Below are 20086 nucleotides of genomic sequence, written 5' to 3'. Positions count from 1 at the left end.
AACGGCGCTCTTCAGAAAATCCATGCAGATCGCATCAGCTTGTTCTATCATTTCGATCAATGAACAGAACCCAGCTGTCTCAACTCGCCGTCCTCGCCACCGTCGCCCATCACGGCAGCTTCCGCAAGGCGGCGGCCGAACTCGGCATCGCGCCCTCGGCGGTCAGTCATGCAATCTCCGCCTTGGAGGAGAGCCTGAACCTCCGCCTGATGGCGCGCACCACCCGCAGTGCCGCCCCGACGGCCGAAGGGCGTCGGCTTCTGGAGACCTTGCAGCCAGCACTCGCCGACATCGCCTCGGCGATCGAGGCTCTGTCGGACAGCACCGGCCGTCCGGCCGGCGCCCTGCGCATCACCATGCCGATGCTGGCGGCGCAAAGCATAGTCGCGCCGCGCCTCGGCGCCTTCGCTGCCGCCTATCCCGACATAGAATTGGACATCGTCACCGACGACCGCTTCGAGGATATCGTGGAGAAGGGTTATGACGCTGGCTTGCGGCTCGGCGAACATCTCGACTCGGACATGATCGCGGTGCGGATGAGTGGCCAGTGGCGGGGGTCCGTTGTCGGGTCGCCGGACTATTTTGCCCGGCATCCGATGCCGTGCGAACCGCGCGACGTGACCGAACACGCCTGCATCCGTCGGCGTTTCCAGAGCGGCACGATCTATCGGTGGGAATTCGAGAAGGCTGGTCGCTCTCTGTCGATCAATGTCCGGGGTCCGCTGATCCTGTCCGACCAGGGCCTGATGCGACAGGCCGCGCGGGACGGGGCCGGCCTTGCCTAGCTCTTCGACACAGGCGTCGAGGCGGATATCCGCGAAGGTCTGCTCATCCGCGTGCTCGACGACTGGTGCCCGCCCTTCGACGGTTTTTCGCTCTATTATTCCAGCCGTCGCCAGATGCGGCCGGCACTTCGAGCCTTCATCGATTTCTTCCGCTGGCGCGCCTGACAGGTATCAGCAAAGCTTCAGCCGGTAGCGCACATGGCCGTCTTCCGGCGCGTATGTGTCATAGAGCTTGCGGGCCGTGACATTGTCCCGATCGGTGTGCCAGTAGAGCCGCGACCAGCCCTTGGCCGTCGCGATCGCGATCAGGTCGTCGATCAGCGCCCGCCCGATACCCCGGCCACGGTAGGTCGCATCGAGGAACAGATCCTCCAGATAGCAGTCCGCCGTCTTCACCCAGGTTGAATCGTGGAAATGGTGGATCGCAAAACCAGCGAGTACGCCGTTCACCTCCGCAACACGCATGGCGACGCGCGACGATGGATCGAGAATGCGGGCCCAGGTATGGTCCGTGACATCGTCGGCAAGCTCGACCTTGTAGAAGGCGAGATACTGGGCCCAAAGGCCCCGCCAGGCGGCTTCGTCAGCCGCCGTGGCGTCCCGTATGAAGAGGGCCGGCTTTGTCACGCGCCGGCCTCGTCCAGTCGCGTGATCTGCGCTTGCGTCAGGTCCAGATTGCCGGCGGCAATCAGGCTCTCCAGCTGGCGCAGGCTGGTGGCTGACGCGATCGGTGCGGTGATGCCGGACTTCGCTGCGACCCAGGCAATGGCGATGGTGGCCGGGCTCGTGCCGGTTTCTGCGGCCACCTGGTCGAGTGCGCCGAGGATCGCAAGGCCGCGCGTGTCGAGATAATCGCCGACGCGATAGGAGCGCGCGGAGCCTTCCGTATCGGCCTTGCTGCGATACTTGCCGGTGAGGAAGCCGGCCGCGAGCGCATAGTAGCTGATGACGCCGATCTCCTCGGTCATGCAGAGATCCCGCAGCGGGCCTTCAAAGCGCTCCCGCGTGTAGAGATTATATTCCGGCTGAAGTACGTCGAAGCGCGGAAGGCCCGAGCGTTCGGCAGCCTCCAGGCTGGCCCGCAGTTCATCGGCCTCGTAGTTGGAGCAACCGATTGCCCGGACCTTGCCCTGGTCCTTGAGGCGGGCAAAAGCCTCGAGCGTCTCCCCGATCGGCGTGTCGGCGTCCGGCTTGTGGGCAAGGTAGAGATCAATATAGTCAGTGCCCAAGCGCTTCAGGGATCCTTCGACCGCTTCTGCAATCCATTTGGCAGACAGACCGGTCTTGCGGCCGTTGTTGTCGAAGCCGACCTTGGTCACGATGACGGCGTCTTCGCGACGACCCTTTCCCTGCTTCAGCCATTTGCCGATGACCTTCTCGCTCTCCCCGCCCTCATGGCCATCGACCCAGGCAGAATAGACATCGGCGGTGTCGATGGTGTTGAACCCGGCGTCGAAGAAGCGATCGAGAAGTTCGAAGGAGGTCTTCTCGTCAGCTGTCCAGCCGAAGACATTGCCACCGAAAACGATGGGAGCGATGGAAAGGCCGGTGCGGCCAAGAGCACGTTTCTGCATGGGAAGCCTCGGAAAGGATCTGGGAGAAAGAGTAAGAACAACGCAATCAAGCGTAAGTGGAAGGTAGCATAGAAAAACTTTGAAGAAGTCGGAAGCTCAGCTGTTGGGCCGCCGCGCCTCGCCCCACATATGGGTGTTCCATCGGAGCTTTCCAGGTTCTGCCGCCAGTCAATCCGCTGTCTTGCGAAACGCGCGTGGAGACAGGCCGTGATGCTGGGAAAAGACCCGCCGCATGTGGCGGGAGGAGGCAAAACCTGCACGATGCGCGAGGCTTTCCATGTCGAGCCTGCTTTGCTTGAGCAGTTCCTGGGCAAGCGTCACCCGCATCAGGTTGACGTAATCCACGACCGACTGGCCGACATGCTCGCGAAACAGGCGTGACAGATGCCGTTCGCTCAAGTGCGCGATGTCGGCCAAGCCCGGCAGCGACCAGTCATGTGCCGGATCGGCCATGATCGCATCCTGTGCACGGTGGATGGCGGGATGGATGTGGTTGCGCCCCGAAAGCCAGGGGGACATCTGCGGGTCCTGGCCACTGCGCCTGAGATAGATGACCATCTTGCGGGCGGCAGCGAGTGCTGCCTGTGGCGAGGCAAGCCGGCTGACGAGATGCAGCATGAGGTCGATGCCGGTGGAAATGCCGGCGCTCGAATAGCGATTGCCATCCTCGACGTAGAGGCGGTTCTCCAGCACGCTGGCCGTCGGTGCGAGCTGCCGCAGGTCCTCCAGGCATTCGGCATGTGTGGTGCATTGATGCCCCTCCAACAGCCCGGCGGCAGCCGCCAGCAGCGCACCGGAGCAGATGGTCACAAGCCGCGTGTCGGGCCGGACCGACCGGGTGAGCCAGCGCGTGAGCGTCTTCAGTTCGGTGTCTCGCGCAATCTCTGCGATGCCGACGGTAAGGCTTCCGGGAAGGACGAGGATCGCCTTGTCGGGCAGCCGTTCTGGCAGTGGCTCCAGCCCGTCGAGGACCAACCCGATCGAGGTTGTCTGCTGTCGTGCAGCCGAGATGTAGCGATAGTCGAAGCGGACCCGGTCCTGCTCCTGGTTCCCATAACGAAGCACCTCCAGCGGACCGGCAATGTCGATCAGCAGGCTGTCAGGCGGAACGAGGATGAAGACCGGGATCACGTCCATGGTGGCCAATCTCAGGCGGCGGCGGAGAGGGGTGCGAGGGCTTGTTCGACCGTCGCGATCCGGGCAAAGCGTCCGGAAAGCACCAGCTCCGTCCGGATGCGGATATCCTCGGCGGAGAAGACTTTGCCTGAGGCATGCGTCATCGGGAAGGTCAGTGTCGCCTCGGTGATGAAATCAACCTCGAAACCGAGATCCGATGCATGGCGCGTTGTGGTCTCGCAGCACTGCTCGGTGCGGATGCCCGAGACGATGACGCGCCGAATGCCTCTCTCGCGCAGCCAGGCTTCCAGGTCCGTATCGACCAGGGCGGAATGCACACCCTTGTGGAAGGTGACATCGGGCGCGATCGTGATCTCGTCCAGCGTGCGAACCAGGCCGCTTTCGAGTGTGAAACTGTCATCGCTGTCGACGTGGAAGATCTGCACGATCGGCATCCCGACGGCCTTGGCCCCGTCGATCAACGCCTGCTGCCGGGAAAGATAGGCGGGCAGTCCCGTAGCGTCCCAGTAGGGTGCCTGGCGAAAACTCTCCTGAACGTCGATCACGATGAGGGCAGTGTCTTGAGCGGACATATTCGTCTCCTGTCGTTGTGATGTGGTCTAGCATAAATCTTGGTCTGGAAGACGCCATGCGTGAGCCGGACGAAAAGCGGACATTTTCAGCCAGGCATGCCTCCATGTCCGTCTGCCTATTGTCTGACAACCCGTTGCGCCCTGCCGGTGCTTCGCCTAATGTCCGCCCCGTTATTTTCAGGGAGGAATTGAGATGCTTCGTTTCGGAATTCTGTCGACGGCCAAGATCGGTCGCGAGCTTGTGGTGCCGGCGATCCAGGATGCCGAAAATGCTGTCGTCACGGCAGTTGCGAGCCGCGATCTGGCCCGGGCCCGCGAGATGGCCGACCGCTTCTCGGTTCCCCATGCTTTTGGGTCTTACGAGGACATGCTCGCCTCCGACGTCATCGACGCCGTCTACATTCCGCTGCCGACGTCACAGCATGTCGAATGGGCAATCAAGGCGGCCGATGCTGGCAAGCACGTGCTCTGCGAAAAGCCGATCGCGCTGAAGGCCTCCGAAATCGACGAGATCATCGCGGCGCGCGAGCGCAACAAGGTGCTGATATCAGAAGCGTATATGGTGACTTACGCACCGGTCTGGCTGAAGGTGCGCGAGCTGCTCGCCGAGGGCGCCATCGGCACGCTGAAGATGGTCCAGGGCTCGTTCACCTACTTCAACCGCGACCCCGGCAACATGCGCAACATTCCCGAGCTCGGGGGCGGCGCGCTGCCGGATATCGGCGTCTACCCGACGATCACCACACGCTTTGTCACGGACAAGGAGCCTGTCCGCGTGCAGTCGACCATCGAGCGTGACCCGGAATTCGGCACCGACATCTATGCAAGCGTCAAGGCCGACTTCGCCGATTTTGAGCTGAACTTCTATATCTCGACCCAGATGGCCAATCGCCAGCTGATGGTCTTCCACGGCACGGATGGTTTTATCGAGGTGAAGTCGCCGTTCAATGCCGATCGCTGGGGCGCCGAAGAGGTCGAGCTCACCAATCGCGGCCACAATGTCTCGCAGATCTTCCGTTTCCCCGACAGCCGCCAGTACAAGCTGGAGGCCGAAGCCTTTGCCCGGGCCGCCGCCGGCACCAAGGGTGAGGTCGTCACGCTGGAAAGTTCAAAGGCGAACCAGAAGCTGATCGACGCGATCTATCGGGCTGCCGAGAAGGATGGCTGGGAAGCGGTGTAAGCCGGAGATTGTCGGGCGGCTGCCGAAGTGCGGCCGCCGGTCATCGGAGCCGCTTTATCCTTGAAAGGCCAAAGGCGAGGAAGAGCATTGACCCCGTCCAGGCCAGAAGCAGATGCAGGATCGGCCGGATCTCGGGTGCCCGCGTATTGAGGATTGCGAACAGGCCGAAATTGATCAGCACGGTGACCGCGAGCAGCGGCCACAGGCCGGGGACCTGAAAGATGGCGCGGGGCGCTATGCCGCGGCCCATGCCGAGGCGCAGCGTTTGTGAGAACGCATAAGCGATCAGAAGCGACACGCAGCGTGACAGTATCGGCGCTCCCAGCATCCCGTAAACTGTCGGGAAGATCAGGAGGTCGGCCGTCAGCGTGGCGCCGAGCGCAAGGGCCCAGTCGCGCCGATTGCCGGGCTCAGACATGAATTGTCACGAGCCCGGCCAGGATCAGCAGGGTCCCGATCAGATAGCGCATGTGCAGCGGCTCACCGAAGAAGATCTGCGCAAGCAGGGGCACAAAGCAGAACGTCAGCCCCATGAAGGAATAGGCAATCGTCAGCGGAACCGAGCGCAGGACATAAATCCAGACGACGGTTCCGAAGCCATAGAGGGCAAGGGCGGCGAGGAACACCGGATTGATGGCAAGCATCATCAGGCTGCCTGCAGAAAATGTCCCTATGCTCTGGCTCGTCAGCTTGAAAAGGACCTGTCCCAACGCGATCAGCAGGGGCGTGGCCAGCAAGCCGGTCCAGGTCGCGAGCGTCAGAGTAGAAAGCTGCATCATGCTCAGTCCTCGCGATTTTCCATGTAGAAGATGTCACGACCGATATCGACGCAGGTGTATTGCGGCGGGACAGGGTGCATGGCGCGAAGGAAAGAGTGCGTGTAGGGGAAAAAATTGAAGTGTGGGTTGAAGCTGTAGCGGGCCTCGCGTTCCCGCGGCACCACGATGATCACGCGCTTGCGGGCGATGCGCCGGAGCTCGGCGATTGCGCGCTGGTATTCCAGTACATGTTCAATGACATGCGTGCAGATGACCGTATCGAACTCTGCGTCCGCAAACGGAAGAGCCTCGATCTTCGCCGCCACATATTCGACGCCCGGCAAGGCGGCAGCGTCATCAATGACGAAGTCGACTCCGGTGACCCGGGATAGATGCGGGTTGCGCGCACGGATGCGCGTGAGAAGCGCGCCCGTGCCACAGCCGATGTCGCACACGCTGTCGCCCTCGACCCCTTCTACGATCCGCTCGATGCAGGCTTCCGAATTGTCCGTGCCGGCATGGACCCGTGGGTGCTTGCGATAAAGATCGGCATAGGCCTCTTCCGTCAGAAAGGGCGCCCGAGCGCGAAACTCGGCCAGATCTGAAATGTGCTTGCCCCATACAAGCTGGGCCAGCCAGAGGAACAGCCTGGAATCACGCAGGATCGGCGGGAAGATGTCTTCAATGACGAAGCGGATCCGGTTGGTGGTCTCGCGCCTCATGCGGCATCTCTTTCCTGTGCAACCCCTTCGGCCGCTTCAGACCGGTGCCGCGAATGGATGGAGGGCAGGGAAAGGTAGTGTAGTCGAAGAAGTTCGTTGCGCCCCTGTGCAACCGAATCCAGGATGACCCCGCCGGCAAAGGACACAAAGCTCAGGCCAACGAGGCATAGCGACAGGACCCATGTGGGCATCCGGGGTACGAGGCCGGTCTGGAAATACTCCACGACAACAGGCGCGGCAAAAAGAATGCCGAGAGCCAGAAAAGCGACAGCGATCAGTGCAAAGAATGCGAAGGGCCGCGTCTCCTTCATGAGAAGTGCGAACATGCGAAGAATTTTGAAGCCGTCTCGAAATGTCGAGAGTTTTGACTCTGAGCCGGCCGGACGACGCCCGTAGTCGAGTTCGAGTTCGATGACCGGCAGACGCAGCCGCGAAGCGTGGACGGACATTTCGGTTTCGATTTCAAAGCCGCCAGAAATCGCCGGAAAGCTCTTCACATAGCGGCGCGAGAACGCGCGGTAGCCTGAGAGAATGTCGGTGAAGTCGTTACCGAACAGCAGACGGTAGAGCTGGTTGAACAGCCGGTTGCCGAAGGCATGACCCTGGCGTCCGGCATCGTCATGTACGCCGCGTCGGGTGCCGACCACCATATCGGCGCGCTCGGTAATGAGCGTGCGGATCAGTTCCTCTGCATCGGCAGGGCCATAGGTCCCGTCGCCATCGGCCATGATGTAGATGTCGGCATCGATATCGCAGAACATGCGCCGCACGACATGGCCCTTGCCCTGGCGGCGTTCACGCACGACGGTCGCACCGGCAAGCATGGCCTTCAGCGCCGTGCCGTCGGTCGAATTGTTGTCATAGACATAGATCTTTGCCTCGGGCAGGGCCGCGCGAAAATCGCTGACGACCTCGCCGATAGTCGCGGCCTCGTTGTAGCAGGGCAGCAGTACGGCGATATCGAGATGGGAACTGGCCTGACGGCTCATGGCGGACCTGCTGGATCGTCTGGAGGACAGGCAGCCTGCGGCCACCTTGGCTTTACTATTTCTTGAGAAGGTTAAGGCTAGGTTTCGGCCAGGATCAGTCTTTGAATTTTGGCCTGTCGGTTCGGTTCGCGCGCCCGACGGGCCTGGAGGTTTGACGAAGCATGGCCGACATTACCCTGCCGGAGGCGTCAAAGATCTCCCGCCCGCGTCCGCTCGTCATCTGGGTTCTTGTCTACGGCCTCGTCACCACGGCCATGCTGATGCTGCTCAACCTGCCGGCGGCAAGCGATTATGTTGGCGCCGATAATGATGACGTCATGCGACTCGTCCAGGTGCGGGATCTGCTCGCCGGCCAATCCTGGTTCGACCTGACGCAATACAGGCTTGGGCTTGATGGCGGCACGCTGATGCACTGGTCGCGCCTGATCGATCTGCCGATCGCGCTCCTGATCAGCCTCTTCTCGCCTATCCTGCCTCTGGAACAGGCGGAAGCCCTGGCGCTGCTTGTCTGGCCCCTTCTCTTGACCCTGCCGCTGCTGGCGGCCATGGCTGTTGCCGCGCGTCGCATGGGCGATGACGTCGCCATGCACATCGCGCTGATGCTGACCTCCGTCTTCGTGGTCACCAGCAACCGGTTCCTGCCCGGCTCTATTGACCATCACAATGTCCAGCTGGTTCTGGTCGCAACGATCGCCGCCGGCCTGCTCGACCCGTCCCGCGGTGCGTCCGGTCACGCCCTGGCCGGCCTGGCGGCCGCCATGGCAATAGCAATCGGCGCCGAAACGACCCCTCTGATAGCCGTGGCCTGCGCTACAGTCGGCATTCTCTGGGCGGTGGAAGGTCCGGCCTACGCACGAGCGGCGCGCGCCTTTTCGCTGACCTTGCTGATCAGCCTTTCCGCACTTTTCTTCGCGACCGTTCCCCCGGCACAGTATGACGTCGTCACCTGCGACAGTCTCTCGCTCGGCTTTTATGCCGTGGTCGGCATCGGCTCCGCAGCACTCTTCATCGCGACCCAGCTGCCCGGCATGCAGGACGTCCGGTTGCGGGTCCTGGCGATCGCCGTGACCGGCGTGCTCGTGGGCATCGGTGCGGTGACCATCGCTCCGCAATGCCTGCAAAATCCGCTGGACGAGCTCGACCCGCTCCTTCAGTCGCTCTGGCTCTCCGGCGTGGTCGAGGCACAGTCCGTACTGGCCCAGGCCGAAAAGGGCCCCTCGGCCTTTGGCGCTTTCTATGCTGTCGGCTTTTTCGCCATCTGCGCCTGCCTCTTCCGAATCGTCAATGCCGATCGTCCTCGCGCCCACGCGATCATTCTGGCGCTCGTCGGGGTCTGTTTTGCCATTGCGCTCGTCCAGGTGCGAGGAGCGATCTTTGCCAATCTGCTGGCCATCCCGCCACTCGCCCTGCTCATCGCCGAGCTCCGGCGCAAGGCCCGAAACGCGCCTGATCAACCGGGCATCGGTCTGCTTTTCGCGCTGACTGCGTTTCTCTCGGTGCCCAGCGCCTGGGCCCTGTTCGGGGTGCTGGCCGTCGAGGGCACGGCGGGCGTCACCAACCAGATGAAATTCATGGCGGGCGGCTCTGCCGCGACGTCGAGCGAAGGCGGCCCGACCTGCGAAGCCCCGGCAGGTTTCGCTGCGCTTGCCGGCCTGCCCAAAGGCACCGTGGCGGCGGCATCCGACTTCGGCCCTGAAATTCTTCGCTTCACGCATCATAGAACCTTGTCCGGGCCCTATCACCGCAACCAGGGTGGCATGCTCACCGAAATCCACATCGGTCTCGCCGAGCCCGAGGAGGCCGCCGCCTTCCTGCGCGGTTCGGGCGTCGACTATCTCGTCTTCTGCCCGACATTTGCCCAGACCCAGGTCATGGCTGCAATGAAGACGGACGGACTTTATGCGCAGCTGCTGGCTGGAAAAGTGCCCGGCTATCTGCGACCCGTCCCGATCGGGGGGGCCTCGGGCCTGCAGATCTACCGTGTCGAGCTTCCTTGACGGAAAGCACGGGATCTCCCGCGCGAGCGGGCTGATCTGCCCGAAGTTTTCCGCTAGGAAAGGAGCATGAGCAATTTCTTCGACAGCGATTCGCCGACGAACCTCACCGAGTTCTCCGTTTCGGAACTTTCGGGCTCGATCAAGCGCACCATCGAAACCTCATTCGATCATGTTCGCGTGCGCGGTGAAATCTCCGGCTATCGTGGGCCGCATTCCTCGGGTCATGCCTATTTCTCGTTGAAAGACGACAAGGCCCGCATCGATGCGGTGGTCTGGAAGGGCTCCTTCTCAAAGCTGAAATATCGGCCGGAAGAGGGCATGGAAGTGATTGCCACCGGCAAGGTGACGACCTTCCCCGGTTCTTCGAAATACCAGATCATCATCGAACAGTTGGAGCCGGCCGGTGCCGGTGCCCTGATGGCCCTGATCGAGGAGCGCAAGCGGCGCTTCACGGCGGAAGGTCTGTTTGATCCCGCACGCAAGCAGCTCTTGCCCTTCCTGCCGAAGGTGATCGGCGTGGTGACGTCACCGACCGGGGCCGTCATCCGCGACATCCTGCACCGGATTTCGGATCGCTTCCCCGTCCATGTTCTCGTCTGGCCGGTCAAGGTTCAGGGTGAGGGCTCCGGCGACGAGGTGGCGAATGCCATCCATGGCTTCAACGCCTTCGAGCCTGGTGGCCCGATCCCGCGGCCCGACGTGCTGATCGTGGCGCGCGGCGGCGGCAGCCTCGAAGATCTCTGGAGCTTCAACGACGAGGCGGTGGTACGGGCGGCGGCGGCCAGCGCAATCCCGCTGATCTCGGCTGTCGGCCACGAGACCGATTGGACGCTGATCGACTATGCCGCCGATATGCGCGCGCCGACGCCGACAGGCGCTGCCGAAATGGCCGTGCCTGTGAAGGCCGATCTGGAGGCTCAGGTGGCGACGCTTTCCGCCCGGCTTTCGGGCTCGATGAACCGGCAGATGGAAACTCGCCGTCAGAACCTGCGCAGTCTGGTGCGGGCATTGCCCTCGCTTGACCAGTTGCTGGCGCTGCCGCGCCGCCGCTTCGATGAGGCCGCTGCCGGCCTCGGGCGAAGTCTCGAACTCAATACGATGAACAAGCGCCGCAGTTTCGAGCGCGCGGCGTCCAAGCTGTCGCCCGACATGCTCGTTCGCCGGCTGATCGAGCGTAGGCAGAAGCTATCTGAAAGCGCGGTGCGTGCCGAACGTGTCATCGAGCGTCTGATCGAGCGCAACAAGGCGCGTCTCGGGCGATTTGACGCGACGCTGACGGCGGTTCCGGGGCGCCTGAAGGCGATGACGGAGCGTTCGAGGGACCGGCTGGAAAGCCTCGGCCGTCGGGCCGATAGTGCCGTCGTCAACGACCTGCGCCGCGCCCGCCAGGCACTGGTCTCGCAGGATCGCGTCCTCCAGTCTCTCTCCTACAAGAATGTGCTCGCCCGCGGATATGCCGTGATCCGCGACGAGAACGACCGCCCGGTCTCGCGTGCGGATGGACTGTCGCATGGTCAGGCAATCGCGATCGAATTCGCTGATGGCCGGGTGGCCGCGATGGCCGGCGAAGGGGTGGCGCCGCCGGAACCATCGGCTCCGCAGCCGGCGCGCGCCGCGTCCGTGTCGAGACCCGTCCGCAAGAGCGAGCCGCCGGCGGGGCAGGGCAGCCTCTTCTGATGGCCGCCCGGCATTTCCTCGTCGTTCTGGCCCATCCGCTGTCGGAAAGCTTCGCCGCCTCCGCCGCCCGGCTAGTCGTCGAAACGCTGCAGGCGAAAGGCTACACGGTCGACCTGCTCGATCTCTATGCCGAGGATTTCGACCCACGTCTGACAGCGGCTGAACGCGCCGCCTACATGGAGCCGAACTATCAGCCGATCGAGGTCTCGGTCCTCGTGCAGCGGCTGAAAGCGGCAGACGGTCTCGTCCTCGTCTTTCCGCAATGGTGGTTCAATCTTCCGGCGATCATGAAGGGTTTCATTGACCGCGTATTCGTGCCGGGCGTCGCCTTCGAGCACGACAAGGCAGGTGGTCGGATCGTTCCGCTGATGACCGATATCCGCACGTTCTGGGTGGTCACGTCGACCGGCTCCCCCTGGTGGGTGGTCCATCTCTACATGGGCAATCCGGTGAAGCGCATCCTGAAGCGCGGCGTGGCGCCTTTCTGCGCCAGGAGCGTCGATTTCCGCATGCTCGAGATCCACGACATGGATCGCGCGACGGAGGCAAAACGCGAGGGTTTCCTAGCAAAGGTCAGGGTTGCCTTTGCCAGCATTTAGGGCGGCAAGGACGCCGTGGGTTGCAATATCCAGATTTACACCTTTGATTGAGGAGCCCCCGGATCGAAAAACCGATGGTTGACTTTCACTAGGATAGCCTCTATCTATCCGGTATCGATTGTTGCTTGCTAAGCTTTGGTTATCGCGCGGAACAGCCCGCGCCCTGTCGAACCTTCCTTTCAAAAATCGTTACCTCCACAGCGCATCCGCGCTGCGGCACTCTATGCGCTATGAAAGGGTTCATCATGACCACTGGCACAGTAAAATGGTTCAATTCCACCAAGGGCTTCGGCTTCATTCAGCCTGACAATGGCGGCCCGGACGCCTTCGTTCACATCTCGGCCGTTGAACGGTCCGGCATGCGCGAAATCGTCGAAGGTCAGAAGCTGGCCTATGACATGGAGCGCGACAACAAGTCGGGCAAGATGTCGGCTTGCAACCTGCAGGCCGCCTAATAGATCCGGGATCCGCTTTCCTTTGACCACGGATGTACTGGCACTGTCGAAAGCACGATCCCACGGAAGGTCAGGCGGTTTGCCTGGCCTTTTTTTATTGCTCCAGCGGGCAAGCCTCCTGAAAGGAGACGACATGACCGAGCAACTCACCAAGTCGCGCCAGACTGCAGAAATCGCCTTTGCGAAGACACAGTCCCAGTTTCTCGCTCGCGGTCGCGCGATCGAAGAGCAGGACGCGATTACCTCGGCGCGCGATGAAAAGACCATCCGCCTGCGCGAGGCGCGCCTGACGCGCGAACGCGAAGCACGCGAAAGCGCAACGGCCGCACTGGTCGCCAAGCGCGCGCGAACCTGACCACAATTCAAAGATCGGAGTACCGATGAAATTCAGTAGAGATCATGGCCTGGCCGAACGCCGCACGACAGCAACCGACGCCAAGGCAGCTTTGCTTGAGGCCTATAAGGCGGCCCATGCCGCAGCCGACCCCGAACGCGAGGCCCGCATGGCCGAGCGCGCTGCCCGCGCTGAAGAACGCGAAAGGCGCCATGCCGAACGCGACCGCCTGAAGGCCGAGGAAAAAATCCGCGCCGAACAGGAAGCCCGCGAACGCGAAGAAGCCTTGATTGCCGAGGCCAACGCCGAGAAGGACGCCCGCGAACAGGCCGAAGCTTCGCGCATCAGCCGCGTTGTCGAAGACGAAGCCGCCCGCAAGGCCGAACGCGACCGTCGCTACGCCGCCCGCAAGGCGCGCCAGAGCTGATCGCCGGCCGTCGGATGAGAGCCATGCGCCTCATCCGTGAAGACAGGCCACCGCAACAGCCGGTGGCCGTTACCACATGAAAATAGATTGCGCACAATCGATCAACCTCATGTGATGATACTGGACAACTATCTTCATCGTCGCCACATCTGCGCCAGAAGCCGGATGTGCTCCCAAGCATCCGGTCAAACGGAGCATGACCATGATGAAGAAACTTGTTCTTGCCGCAGCCCTTGCTGCGGCCACTGTCGGCGGCGTTTCAGCCCAGGCCGCGACCTATGTCGAAGCCGGCGGCTGGACACCCCGCGATATCCTCTTCGGCAAGCAATGTAACGGCAATGTCACCGCGATCCGTGTCGATCGTGGCAGCTTCGAACGCCATACCTACCCGCAGCAGGCCATCTACCCGACCGGCAACAGTTTGGCACTTGCCCAAGCTGTGGTGGCCGAAGATCCTAGCCTGTCGGCCGCCCTCGAAGTTCGCGGCATCGCCCCGCACAATGTGCTCTGGGTGCAGACAGCGTTCAACGGCGGCAAGATCGTCTACTATCGCTGAACGATCCGGAGCGCTGAAAACAAAACCCCGCCCTGGCAGCAGGACGGGGTTTTCTGTTTGTCGGGGATGCAAGGAAGGCGTCAGGCCCATTCGCCACGGCGCATGACCGGCACCTTGGAGCCGTCGGCGCGTATGCCGTCGATGTCCACCTTGTCCGAGCCAATCATCCAGTCGATATGGATCAGCGAGGAATTGCCGCCTTGCGCCTTGATCTGATCCTGGCTGAGCGAGGCGCCTTCGAGGAAGCACTTCGAATAGCATTGTCCAAGCGCGATGTGGCAGGAGGCGTTCTCGTCGAACAGCGTGTTGTAGAAGAGCACGCCCGAGGCCGAGATCGGCGAGGAATGCGGCACCAGCGCCACTTCGCCCAGCCGCCGCGCGCCTTCGTCGGTGTCGAGCACCTTGTTGAGCACGGCCTCGCCCTTCGAGGCCTTGGCCTCAACGATCCGTCCGCCTTCGAACCGCACCTGGATGTCGTCGATCAGCGTGCCCTGGTGGCTGAGTGGCTTGGTCGAGGAGACATGGCCCTCCACCTTCAGCGCATGCGGCGTGGTGAAGACTTCCTCCGTCGGAATGTTCGGGTTGCAGGTCACGCCGTTTTTCGCCGTCGAGGCGCCGCCATGCCATTCATGGCCGTCCGCAAGGCCAACCGTCAGGTCGGTGCCGGGACCGGTAAAGTGAAGAGCTGCAAAGCGCTCGCCGTTCAGCCAGGTCGACCGCGTCCTCAGTTCGGCATTATGCGCCGCCCAGGCGGCGATTGGATCGTCGCGATCGACGCGGGACGCAGCGAAGATCGCGTCCGCGAGCTTGCGCACGGCCTCTTCGATGGGCAGATCCGGGAAGACGAGCTTCGCCCAGGACGGGTTCGGATAGGAGCAGATGTTCCAGTTGATGTCGAAATTGGAGATATGCTCCAGCGCCGGCTTGTAGGCGATCGAGGTCGCCTTGTTGGCGCGGCCGACCTTGGCAGGGTCTTCCTGCGACAGCAGCAGCGGATTGTCGCCGGCGATTGCAAGGCGCGCCGCACCGTTCTCATAAGCTTTGGCCATACCGTCATAGAGCCAGTTCGGCGCGCGGTCGAAGCTTTCGTCATGTCCATGGCGATAACGCGCGAGCGTTGTCTCCTCGTCCGAATAGAAGGCCGTGACCGTCGCGGCGCCCGCCTGATAGGCATGCGCCGTGATCAGCCGCACCAGCGGCACGGCGACAAGCGGGGCCGTCAGCACCAGGTCCTGGCCCTCTTGCAACTGCAGTCCGACCTTGATCGCCACCTCGGCGAGCTTGTCGAGTTTTTGCGGGTCGATGGAGGCGGAGATATCGGGGAGGGTCATGGAGGCATTCCTGTGGTGAAGATGTCAGTCAGACTTAAGCGCAAATATGGTGAAGTCCAGACCGCCGGCAAAGGTCAGGCCACCAGCGGTGCTGCAATTGCGCCCAGTGCGGCAAGAGCATCCCTCGGCGACAGCCGCACCTGCAGCCCGCGCTGGCCGCCATTCATATAGACCAGCGCCTCATCCATGGCGGATATCTCGATGGCCGTCGGCACCTGCTTCTTCTGCCCGAAAGGGCTGATGCCGCCGACGACAAAGCCGGTAAGCTTCTCGGCATTGGCCGGCTTCATCATGGCTGCCGACTTGCCGCCAAAGGCGCTCGCCAGCTTCTTCATCGACACCTCCTTGTCGGAGGGCACCACGACGCAGACCGGCTTGCCGTCGAGTTCGGCCATCAACGTCTTCAATACGCGCGATGGATGTTCGCCGATCGCCTCTGCCGCCTGCAGACCGATGCGCTCGGCATTCGGGTCGTAGTCATAGGTCGCGGTGGTGTAGGTCACGCCGGCCTTGTCGAGAAATTGCGTGGCGCGAGTGGTCTTCGCCATGGGCTCAGCCCTTGAAGGTCTGCTGATAGGTTTCGGGCTTGAAGCCGACGACGAGCGCGCCATCCACGTCGAGCACAGGTCGCTTGATCATCGACGGCTGCTCCAGCATCAGCGTCTTGGCCTTCTGCGCATCGAGACCTTCCTTCTTGTCGTCGTCGAGCTTCTTGAAGGTCGTACCGGCCTTGTTGAGCAGCACTTCCCAGCCGACCTTGCCGATCCAGCCGTCGAGCGTCGACGCGTCGATGCCCTTGGCCTTGTAGTCGTGGAAGTCATGCGCCACGCCTTGGCTCTCGAGCCAGGTGCGCGCCTTCTTCATCGTGTCGCAGTTCTTGATGCCGTAGATGGTGGTCATGCCGCATGTCTCCCGTTCCGTGCTCGACGGATAGCAACAGGCAAGCGCGCCTGGCAAGCCGGAGCGCAATTTGGCGACCGTAGAAAACGGGTTGATCGCTGCCTGGAAGATCGCCATTTTGAGGCATTGCGCCTGCAGGGACATTCGGCAGCCTCACGTCATCAGCGGAATGCAAATCATGTCGACCACGCATCACTATGCAGTCTTCGAAACGGCCAGGGGCTTTTGCGCCATGGCATGGGCCGAGAATGGCATTGCCGGCTTCCGCCTGCCGGGGGAGGCCGCAGAGGAGACCCGAGGCGCCATGCGGCGGCGTCTTCCCTCAGCGATTGAAGCAGAGCCATCGGTCTGGATCGGGCAGGTGATCGAGCGCGTCAGGACGTATTTCGTCGGAGATGAAGCCGATTTCTCCGATCTGGTTCTCGACCTCTCGGGCCAGACGGATCTCTATCGGCGGATCTACGACGCCACCCGTCGTCTTGGCTGGGGCATCGCCACGACCTATGGCGCGCTTGCCGGTGAGCTCGATCTCGGGCCGGCCGGCGCCTGGACCATCGGTCAGGCCATGGCGAAAAACCCGATCCCGCTGATCATCCCCTGCCATCGTGTGCTCGCCGCTGGCGGAAAGCTCGGGGGCTTCTCCGCACCGGGCGGCACAGTGTCCAAGCAACGCATGCTGGAGCTGGAAGGTCTGCCCTCGGTCGAGGCGTCACCCGCGCAACAGTCCTTCGGCTTCTGAGCGCAAGGTACAAAAAAACGGAGGGCAATGGCCCTCCGTTTCATTCGTTCATCACGACTAAGGCGTTCGCCTCACTCCCACTCGATGGTGCCCGGCGGCTTCGACGTCACATCGTAGACCACACGGTTGATGCCGCGGACCTCGTTGATGATGCGGGTGGCCGCACGTCCGAGGAATTCCATGTCGTAGTGGTAGAAATCGGCGGTCATGCCGTCGACCGAGGTGACGGCGCGGAGCGCGCAGACAAATTCGTAGGTGCGGCCATCGCCCATCACGCCGACGGTCTGGACCGGCAGGAGCACGGCAAAGGCCTGCCAGATCGCGTCGTAGAGGCCAGCCTTGCGGATTTCGTCGAGGTAGATGGCGTCGGCTTCGCGCAGGATGTCGAGCTTTTCGCGCGTCACGCCGCCCGGGCAGCGGATGGCAAGGCCCGGACCCGGGAAGGGGTGGCGGCCGATGAACGAATCCGGCAGGCCAAGCTCCTTGCCGAGCACGCGGACTTCGTCCTTGAAGAGTTCGCGCAAGGGCTCGACAAGCTGCATCTTCATGCGCTCGGGCAACCCGCCGACATTGTGGTGGCTCTTGATCGTCACCGAGGGGCCGCCGGTAAACGAGACGCTTTCGATCACGTCGGGATAGAGCGTGCCCTGGCCGAGGAAGTCCGCGCCGCCGAGCTTTTTCGCTTCTTCGTCGAAGGTCTCGATGAACAGGCGGCCGATGATCTTGCGCTTGGTTTCCGGGTCGCTGACACCTTCCAGCTCGCCGACGAACTTGTCGACCGCATCCACATGGATGAGGTGCAGGTTGTAGTGTTCCTTGAACATGGCAACGACATCCGCCGCCTCGTTCTTGCGCATCAGGCCGTGGTCAACGAGGATGCAGGTCAGCTGGTCGCCGACGGCCTCGTGGATCAGCAGCGCTGCAACCGACGAGTCGACGCCGCCCGAGAGCGCGCAGATGACGCGCTTGTCGCCGACCTGGGCGCGGATCTGCTCGACCGCCTTCTGGCGATAGGCATGCATGGTCCAGTCGCCCTTTAGGCCGGCGATGTTCTGCACGAAGTTCTGGATGAGCTTCGCGCCGTCGGGCGTATGCACGACCTCAGGATGGAACTGCACGGCGTAATACTTGCGCGATTCGTCCGCGATGAAGGCGAAGGGCGCGTTGGACGAGGTGGCGAGCACCTTGAAGCCCGGCGGGATCGCGGTGACGCGGTCGCCATGGCTCATCCAGACTTGATGACGGGAGCCGACGGACCAGAGGCCATCGAAGAGGTCGCAATCCTGTTCGACCTCGAGGAAGGCGCGGCCGAATTCGCGGTGATGGCCGCCTTCGACCTTGCCGCCGAGCTGGGCGCACATGGTCTGCTGGCCATAGCAGATGCCGAAGATCGGAAGACCGCTGTCGAACAGCACCTGCGGTGCGCGGGGGCTTCCTTCGTCCAGCGTGGAAGCGGGGCTTCCCGACAGGATGATCGCCTTGGGCTTCAGCCGGTGGAAGCCGTCTTCGGCGGACTGGAAGGGGACGATTTCGCAATAGACGCCGGATTCACGAACGCGGCGGGCGATCAGCTGCGTTACCTGGCTGCCGAAATCGACGATGAGAACACTGTCGGGATGTGCTGTCTGGGTCATGGCGAGCCTTTAAAGAAATCGCGGCCATCTTTCAATGGCAGATTGCCCAGAGGACCGCGAATTTTTGTGCGCCTGCTCAGAACCAGAAGACGCCGTCTTCCAGCGCCGTCTGCAAGCCGTCGACGGCGAGTGCCAGCTTCTTGTCGATGAGATGCAGATACTGCGTCCAGTCGTCAATGTGATTGACGTCGTGGCGGCCGTCGGAAATGCCGCGCAGCCCGATCAGCGGAATGTGGAAACTCTGGCAGGCGCGCAGGATCGCGAAGGTTTCCATGTCGACCATCTGGGCCTCGATCGACTGGTAGGCGGCACCCGAGACGACATTCGCCCCGGTGGACAGCGTGGCGGCCGGAATGCCGGGGATCCTGAGCGGCAGCTCGACGGCAACCGGGAGATCGAGGAAGGGTGTCTTGCCCTTCTCGAAGCCGAAGGCCGAGGCATCCATGTCGCGATAGGATATGGCGGAAACCTGGTAGATCTCTGCCTGTTCGAGTGAGGCGGATCCGGCCGAGCCCAGCGACACGACGAGATCCGGCAGATCATCGTGGCTGGAGAGGCGGGTAAGTTCCCTGGTCAGCACCACGGCGGCCTCCACCGGTCCGACGCCGGTCATCAGCGGCGAGATGCGGGTGCGCAGGAAAACGCCGTATTCGGCGTCCGCCGCCATGACGAACAGCACTGTCTTTCCGGCGATCGGCTTCATCTCATAGGTCATCCGGAAATCCCCTCTCGCCCGCGGATCACCATCATCGTGCTGGTCATTGAGGCAATCAGCTTGGCCGGCCCCTCGGTCAGCGCATAACCGCGACCGTCGGCGACGATGATATTGGATCCGGGCTTGGTGATTTCGCCGCGAAACAGAAAGCGCTCGCCGCGCCCCGGCGACATTAGGTTCACCTTGAACTCGATGGTGAGCAGCGAGATCTCGGGCGTGGTCACCGTATAGGCCGCATAGCTGCAGGCGGTATCGAGGGCCGCAGAGATTACACCTGCATGCAGAAAGCCATGTTGCTGGGTGAGTTTGGGGTCATAGGCGAGTTCAATCTCGACCACACCGGGGCTGACGCGCGACAGAGAGGCGCCCAGAGTCTCCATCGCCCCCTGACGTGCAAAGCTCTGCCGAATGCGCGTTTCGACTGCGTCCTGATCGTAGTCCACCATGCCTCATGTCCCTTTTCGGCGGCGAAAGTGGCATGCGCATGTGAGGCAGGCAAGCCGGTTCAGCGATTAATCAGTTGAGCCAGGCAATCGACAGATTGAGCACGCTCGCAAACGCGACCCAGGCGAGATAGGGGATGAAGAGCAGCGCCGAGATCCGGTCGATCGACCTGGCCTTCGTCATGAAGGCGATGATCGTCAGAAGCATGCCGGCGATGACCGCGAGCGCCAATTCCGGGTTCTCCAGGCCGAAAAACGCTGGCGACCACATCAGGTTGAGGGCCATCTGGGCAAACCAGAGCTGCATGGCTGCCGATTTCGGGGCGCGCTGCCAGATACGCGCGCCGGCGATGCCGATCAGCACGTAGAGCGTCGTCCAGACCGGGCCGAAGAGCCACGATGGCGGGTTGAAGCCCGGCTTGTTCAGGGATTGGTACCAGTCGCCCGGCGCATTGGTGAGGCCAGCGAGGAGGCCAGCGCCGACGACGAAGCCGATGAAGAGGATATAGCTCAGGATCTTGGACATAAACCGCATCTAGGGCGCCTCCTTGGGTTCTGCCAG

The 20086-nt window shown here is 62.4% G+C and carries 24 protein-coding genes and 1 pseudogene; 10 read left to right on the top strand and 15 right to left on the bottom strand.

Going from position 1 to position 20086, the window contains the following annotated elements:
• Window positions 1–59: 59 nt before the first annotated feature.
• Window positions 60–950, top strand: a pseudogene (locus tag LJE98_RS03940) (LysR substrate-binding domain-containing protein).
• Window positions 951–956: 6 nt separating this feature from the next.
• On the opposite strand, the gene LJE98_RS03935 reads toward LJE98_RS03940, so the two are convergent.
• From LJE98_RS03935 to LJE98_RS03920, 4 genes are all read right to left on the bottom strand, one after another.
• Window positions 957–1412, bottom strand: a complete 456-nt coding sequence (locus LJE98_RS03935) for a GNAT family N-acetyltransferase (RefSeq protein ID WP_229573536.1) — start codon at window positions 1410–1412, stop codon at window positions 957–959.
• Entirely contained in the window at window positions 1409–2359 is a 951-nt protein-coding gene (locus LJE98_RS03930; RefSeq protein ID WP_229573535.1) for an aldo/keto reductase, read from the bottom strand. The genes LJE98_RS03935 and LJE98_RS03930 overlap by 4 nt, the downstream gene beginning before the upstream one ends.
• A gap of 168 nt (window positions 2360–2527) precedes the next feature.
• On the bottom strand, window positions 2528–3496 hold the full coding sequence (locus tag LJE98_RS03925) for a GlxA family transcriptional regulator (RefSeq protein ID WP_229573534.1): 969 nt from the start codon (window positions 3494–3496) through the stop codon (window positions 2528–2530).
• 11 nt (window positions 3497–3507) lie between these two features.
• Complete coding sequence (locus tag LJE98_RS03920; protein ID WP_229573533.1) at window positions 3508–4068, bottom strand: isochorismatase family protein; 561 nt, start codon at window positions 4066–4068, stop codon at window positions 3508–3510.
• A 193-nt stretch (window positions 4069–4261) separates the two neighbouring features.
• Here LJE98_RS03920 and LJE98_RS03915 point away from each other — a divergent pair, with 193 nt between their 5' ends.
• Window positions 4262–5248 (top strand): Gfo/Idh/MocA family protein, encoded by a 987-nt coding sequence (locus LJE98_RS03915; RefSeq protein WP_229573532.1) that lies wholly within the window; start codon window positions 4262–4264, stop codon window positions 5246–5248.
• A gap of 40 nt (window positions 5249–5288) precedes the next feature.
• Here the strand turns inward: LJE98_RS03915 and LJE98_RS03910 are convergent, their stop codons facing one another.
• Genes LJE98_RS03910 through LJE98_RS03895 form a run of 4 tightly spaced genes read right to left on the bottom strand, consistent with a single transcriptional unit; the run spans window position 5289 to window position 7717 of the window.
• Window positions 5289–5666 carry a hypothetical protein gene (locus LJE98_RS03910; protein WP_229573531.1) on the bottom strand — a complete coding sequence of 126 codons (378 nt, stop codon included), beginning with the start codon at window positions 5664–5666 and terminating at the stop codon, window positions 5289–5291.
• Window positions 5659–6027 carry a transporter gene (locus LJE98_RS03905; RefSeq protein ID WP_229573530.1) on the bottom strand — a complete coding sequence of 123 codons (369 nt, stop codon included), beginning with the start codon at window positions 6025–6027 and terminating at the stop codon, window positions 5659–5661. The genes LJE98_RS03910 and LJE98_RS03905 overlap by 8 nt, the downstream gene beginning before the upstream one ends.
• A 2-nt stretch (window positions 6028–6029) precedes the next feature.
• Window positions 6030–6728, bottom strand: a complete 699-nt coding sequence (locus tag LJE98_RS03900) for a class I SAM-dependent methyltransferase (protein WP_229573529.1) — start codon at window positions 6726–6728, stop codon at window positions 6030–6032.
• Entirely contained in the window at window positions 6725–7717 is a 993-nt protein-coding gene (locus LJE98_RS03895; protein ID WP_229573528.1) for a glycosyltransferase, read from the bottom strand. Before LJE98_RS03895 ends, LJE98_RS03900 begins: the two co-directional genes overlap by 4 nt.
• A 161-nt stretch (window positions 7718–7878) precedes the next feature.
• On the opposite strand from LJE98_RS03895, the gene LJE98_RS03890 reads away from it, so the two are divergent.
• The 7 genes from LJE98_RS03890 to LJE98_RS03860 all read left to right on the top strand — a co-directional run bounded on the left by LJE98_RS03890 (window position 7879) and on the right by LJE98_RS03860 (window position 13762).
• Window positions 7879–9714, top strand: coding sequence for a hypothetical protein (locus tag LJE98_RS03890; protein ID WP_229573527.1), 1836 nt, complete (start codon window positions 7879–7881; stop codon window positions 9712–9714).
• A 66-nt stretch (window positions 9715–9780) separates the two neighbouring features.
• A complete protein-coding gene (gene xseA / locus LJE98_RS03885; protein ID WP_229573526.1) occupies window positions 9781–11391 on the top strand; it encodes an exodeoxyribonuclease VII large subunit in 1611 nt (536 codons plus the stop codon).
• Window positions 11391–11990, top strand: coding sequence for an NAD(P)H-dependent oxidoreductase (locus LJE98_RS03880; RefSeq protein ID WP_229573525.1), 600 nt, complete (start codon window positions 11391–11393; stop codon window positions 11988–11990). The genes xseA and LJE98_RS03880 overlap by 1 nt, the downstream gene beginning before the upstream one ends.
• A gap of 245 nt (window positions 11991–12235) precedes the next feature.
• Window positions 12236–12445 carry a cold-shock protein gene (locus LJE98_RS03875; protein WP_006725042.1) on the top strand — a complete coding sequence of 70 codons (210 nt, stop codon included), beginning with the start codon at window positions 12236–12238 and terminating at the stop codon, window positions 12443–12445.
• A 133-nt stretch (window positions 12446–12578) separates the two neighbouring features.
• Window positions 12579–12800: a hypothetical protein gene (locus tag LJE98_RS03870; protein WP_136556934.1), complete on the top strand. Its 222-nt coding sequence runs from the start codon at window positions 12579–12581 to the stop codon at window positions 12798–12800.
• A gap of 25 nt (window positions 12801–12825) precedes the next feature.
• Complete coding sequence (locus LJE98_RS03865) at window positions 12826–13206, top strand: DUF6481 family protein (protein ID WP_229573524.1); 381 nt, start codon at window positions 12826–12828, stop codon at window positions 13204–13206.
• A gap of 202 nt (window positions 13207–13408) precedes the next feature.
• Window positions 13409–13762 (top strand): hypothetical protein, encoded by a 354-nt coding sequence (locus tag LJE98_RS03860; protein WP_229573523.1) that lies wholly within the window; start codon window positions 13409–13411, stop codon window positions 13760–13762.
• Between the two features lie 80 nt (window positions 13763–13842).
• Here the strand turns inward: LJE98_RS03860 and LJE98_RS03855 are convergent, their stop codons facing one another.
• The 3 genes from LJE98_RS03855 to LJE98_RS03845 all read right to left on the bottom strand — a co-directional run bounded on the left by LJE98_RS03855 (window position 13843) and on the right by LJE98_RS03845 (window position 15993).
• Window positions 13843–15093, bottom strand: coding sequence for an aminopeptidase (locus tag LJE98_RS03855; protein ID WP_229573522.1), 1251 nt, complete (start codon window positions 15091–15093; stop codon window positions 13843–13845).
• Window positions 15094–15167: 74 nt separating this feature from the next.
• A complete protein-coding gene (gene ybaK, locus LJE98_RS03850; protein ID WP_229573521.1) occupies window positions 15168–15641 on the bottom strand; it encodes a Cys-tRNA(Pro) deacylase in 474 nt (157 codons plus the stop codon).
• 4 nt (window positions 15642–15645) lie between these two features.
• The gene (locus LJE98_RS03845) at window positions 15646–15993 is read right to left on the bottom strand and encodes an ArsC family reductase (protein ID WP_229573520.1); all 348 of its coding nucleotides are present in this window, start codon (window positions 15991–15993) and stop codon (window positions 15646–15648) included.
• 175 nt (window positions 15994–16168) lie between these two features.
• On the opposite strand from LJE98_RS03845, the gene LJE98_RS03840 reads away from it, so the two are divergent.
• On the top strand, window positions 16169–16732 hold the full coding sequence (locus tag LJE98_RS03840) for a methylated-DNA--[protein]-cysteine S-methyltransferase (RefSeq protein ID WP_229573907.1): 564 nt from the start codon (window positions 16169–16171) through the stop codon (window positions 16730–16732).
• Between the two features lie 71 nt (window positions 16733–16803).
• Here LJE98_RS03840 and guaA read toward each other — a convergent pair whose 3' ends face one another.
• From guaA to LJE98_RS03820, 4 genes are all read right to left on the bottom strand, one after another.
• Window positions 16804–18366 carry a glutamine-hydrolyzing GMP synthase gene (gene guaA / locus LJE98_RS03835; RefSeq protein ID WP_229573519.1) on the bottom strand — a complete coding sequence of 521 codons (1563 nt, stop codon included), beginning with the start codon at window positions 18364–18366 and terminating at the stop codon, window positions 16804–16806.
• A 76-nt stretch (window positions 18367–18442) separates the two neighbouring features.
• Complete coding sequence (locus tag LJE98_RS03830; protein WP_229573518.1) at window positions 18443–19081, bottom strand: 5'-methylthioadenosine/S-adenosylhomocysteine nucleosidase; 639 nt, start codon at window positions 19079–19081, stop codon at window positions 18443–18445.
• A complete protein-coding gene (locus tag LJE98_RS03825; protein WP_229573517.1) occupies window positions 19078–19527 on the bottom strand; it encodes a PaaI family thioesterase in 450 nt (149 codons plus the stop codon). The genes LJE98_RS03830 and LJE98_RS03825 overlap by 4 nt, the downstream gene beginning before the upstream one ends.
• A 70-nt stretch (window positions 19528–19597) precedes the next feature.
• The gene (locus LJE98_RS03820; RefSeq protein ID WP_420710101.1) at window positions 19598–20050 is read right to left on the bottom strand and encodes a TspO/MBR family protein; all 453 of its coding nucleotides are present in this window, start codon (window positions 20048–20050) and stop codon (window positions 19598–19600) included.
• Window positions 20051–20086 lie beyond the last annotated feature (36 nt).

Origin of the sequence: Rhizobium sp. 'Codium 1', from assembly GCF_020889605.1 — a bacterium.
GTDB classification, from domain to species: domain Bacteria; phylum Pseudomonadota; class Alphaproteobacteria; order Rhizobiales; family Rhizobiaceae; genus Allorhizobium; species Allorhizobium algae.
Note: the sequence above shows the minus strand (reverse complement) of the source record. Positions and strands in the feature narration are given on the sequence as shown.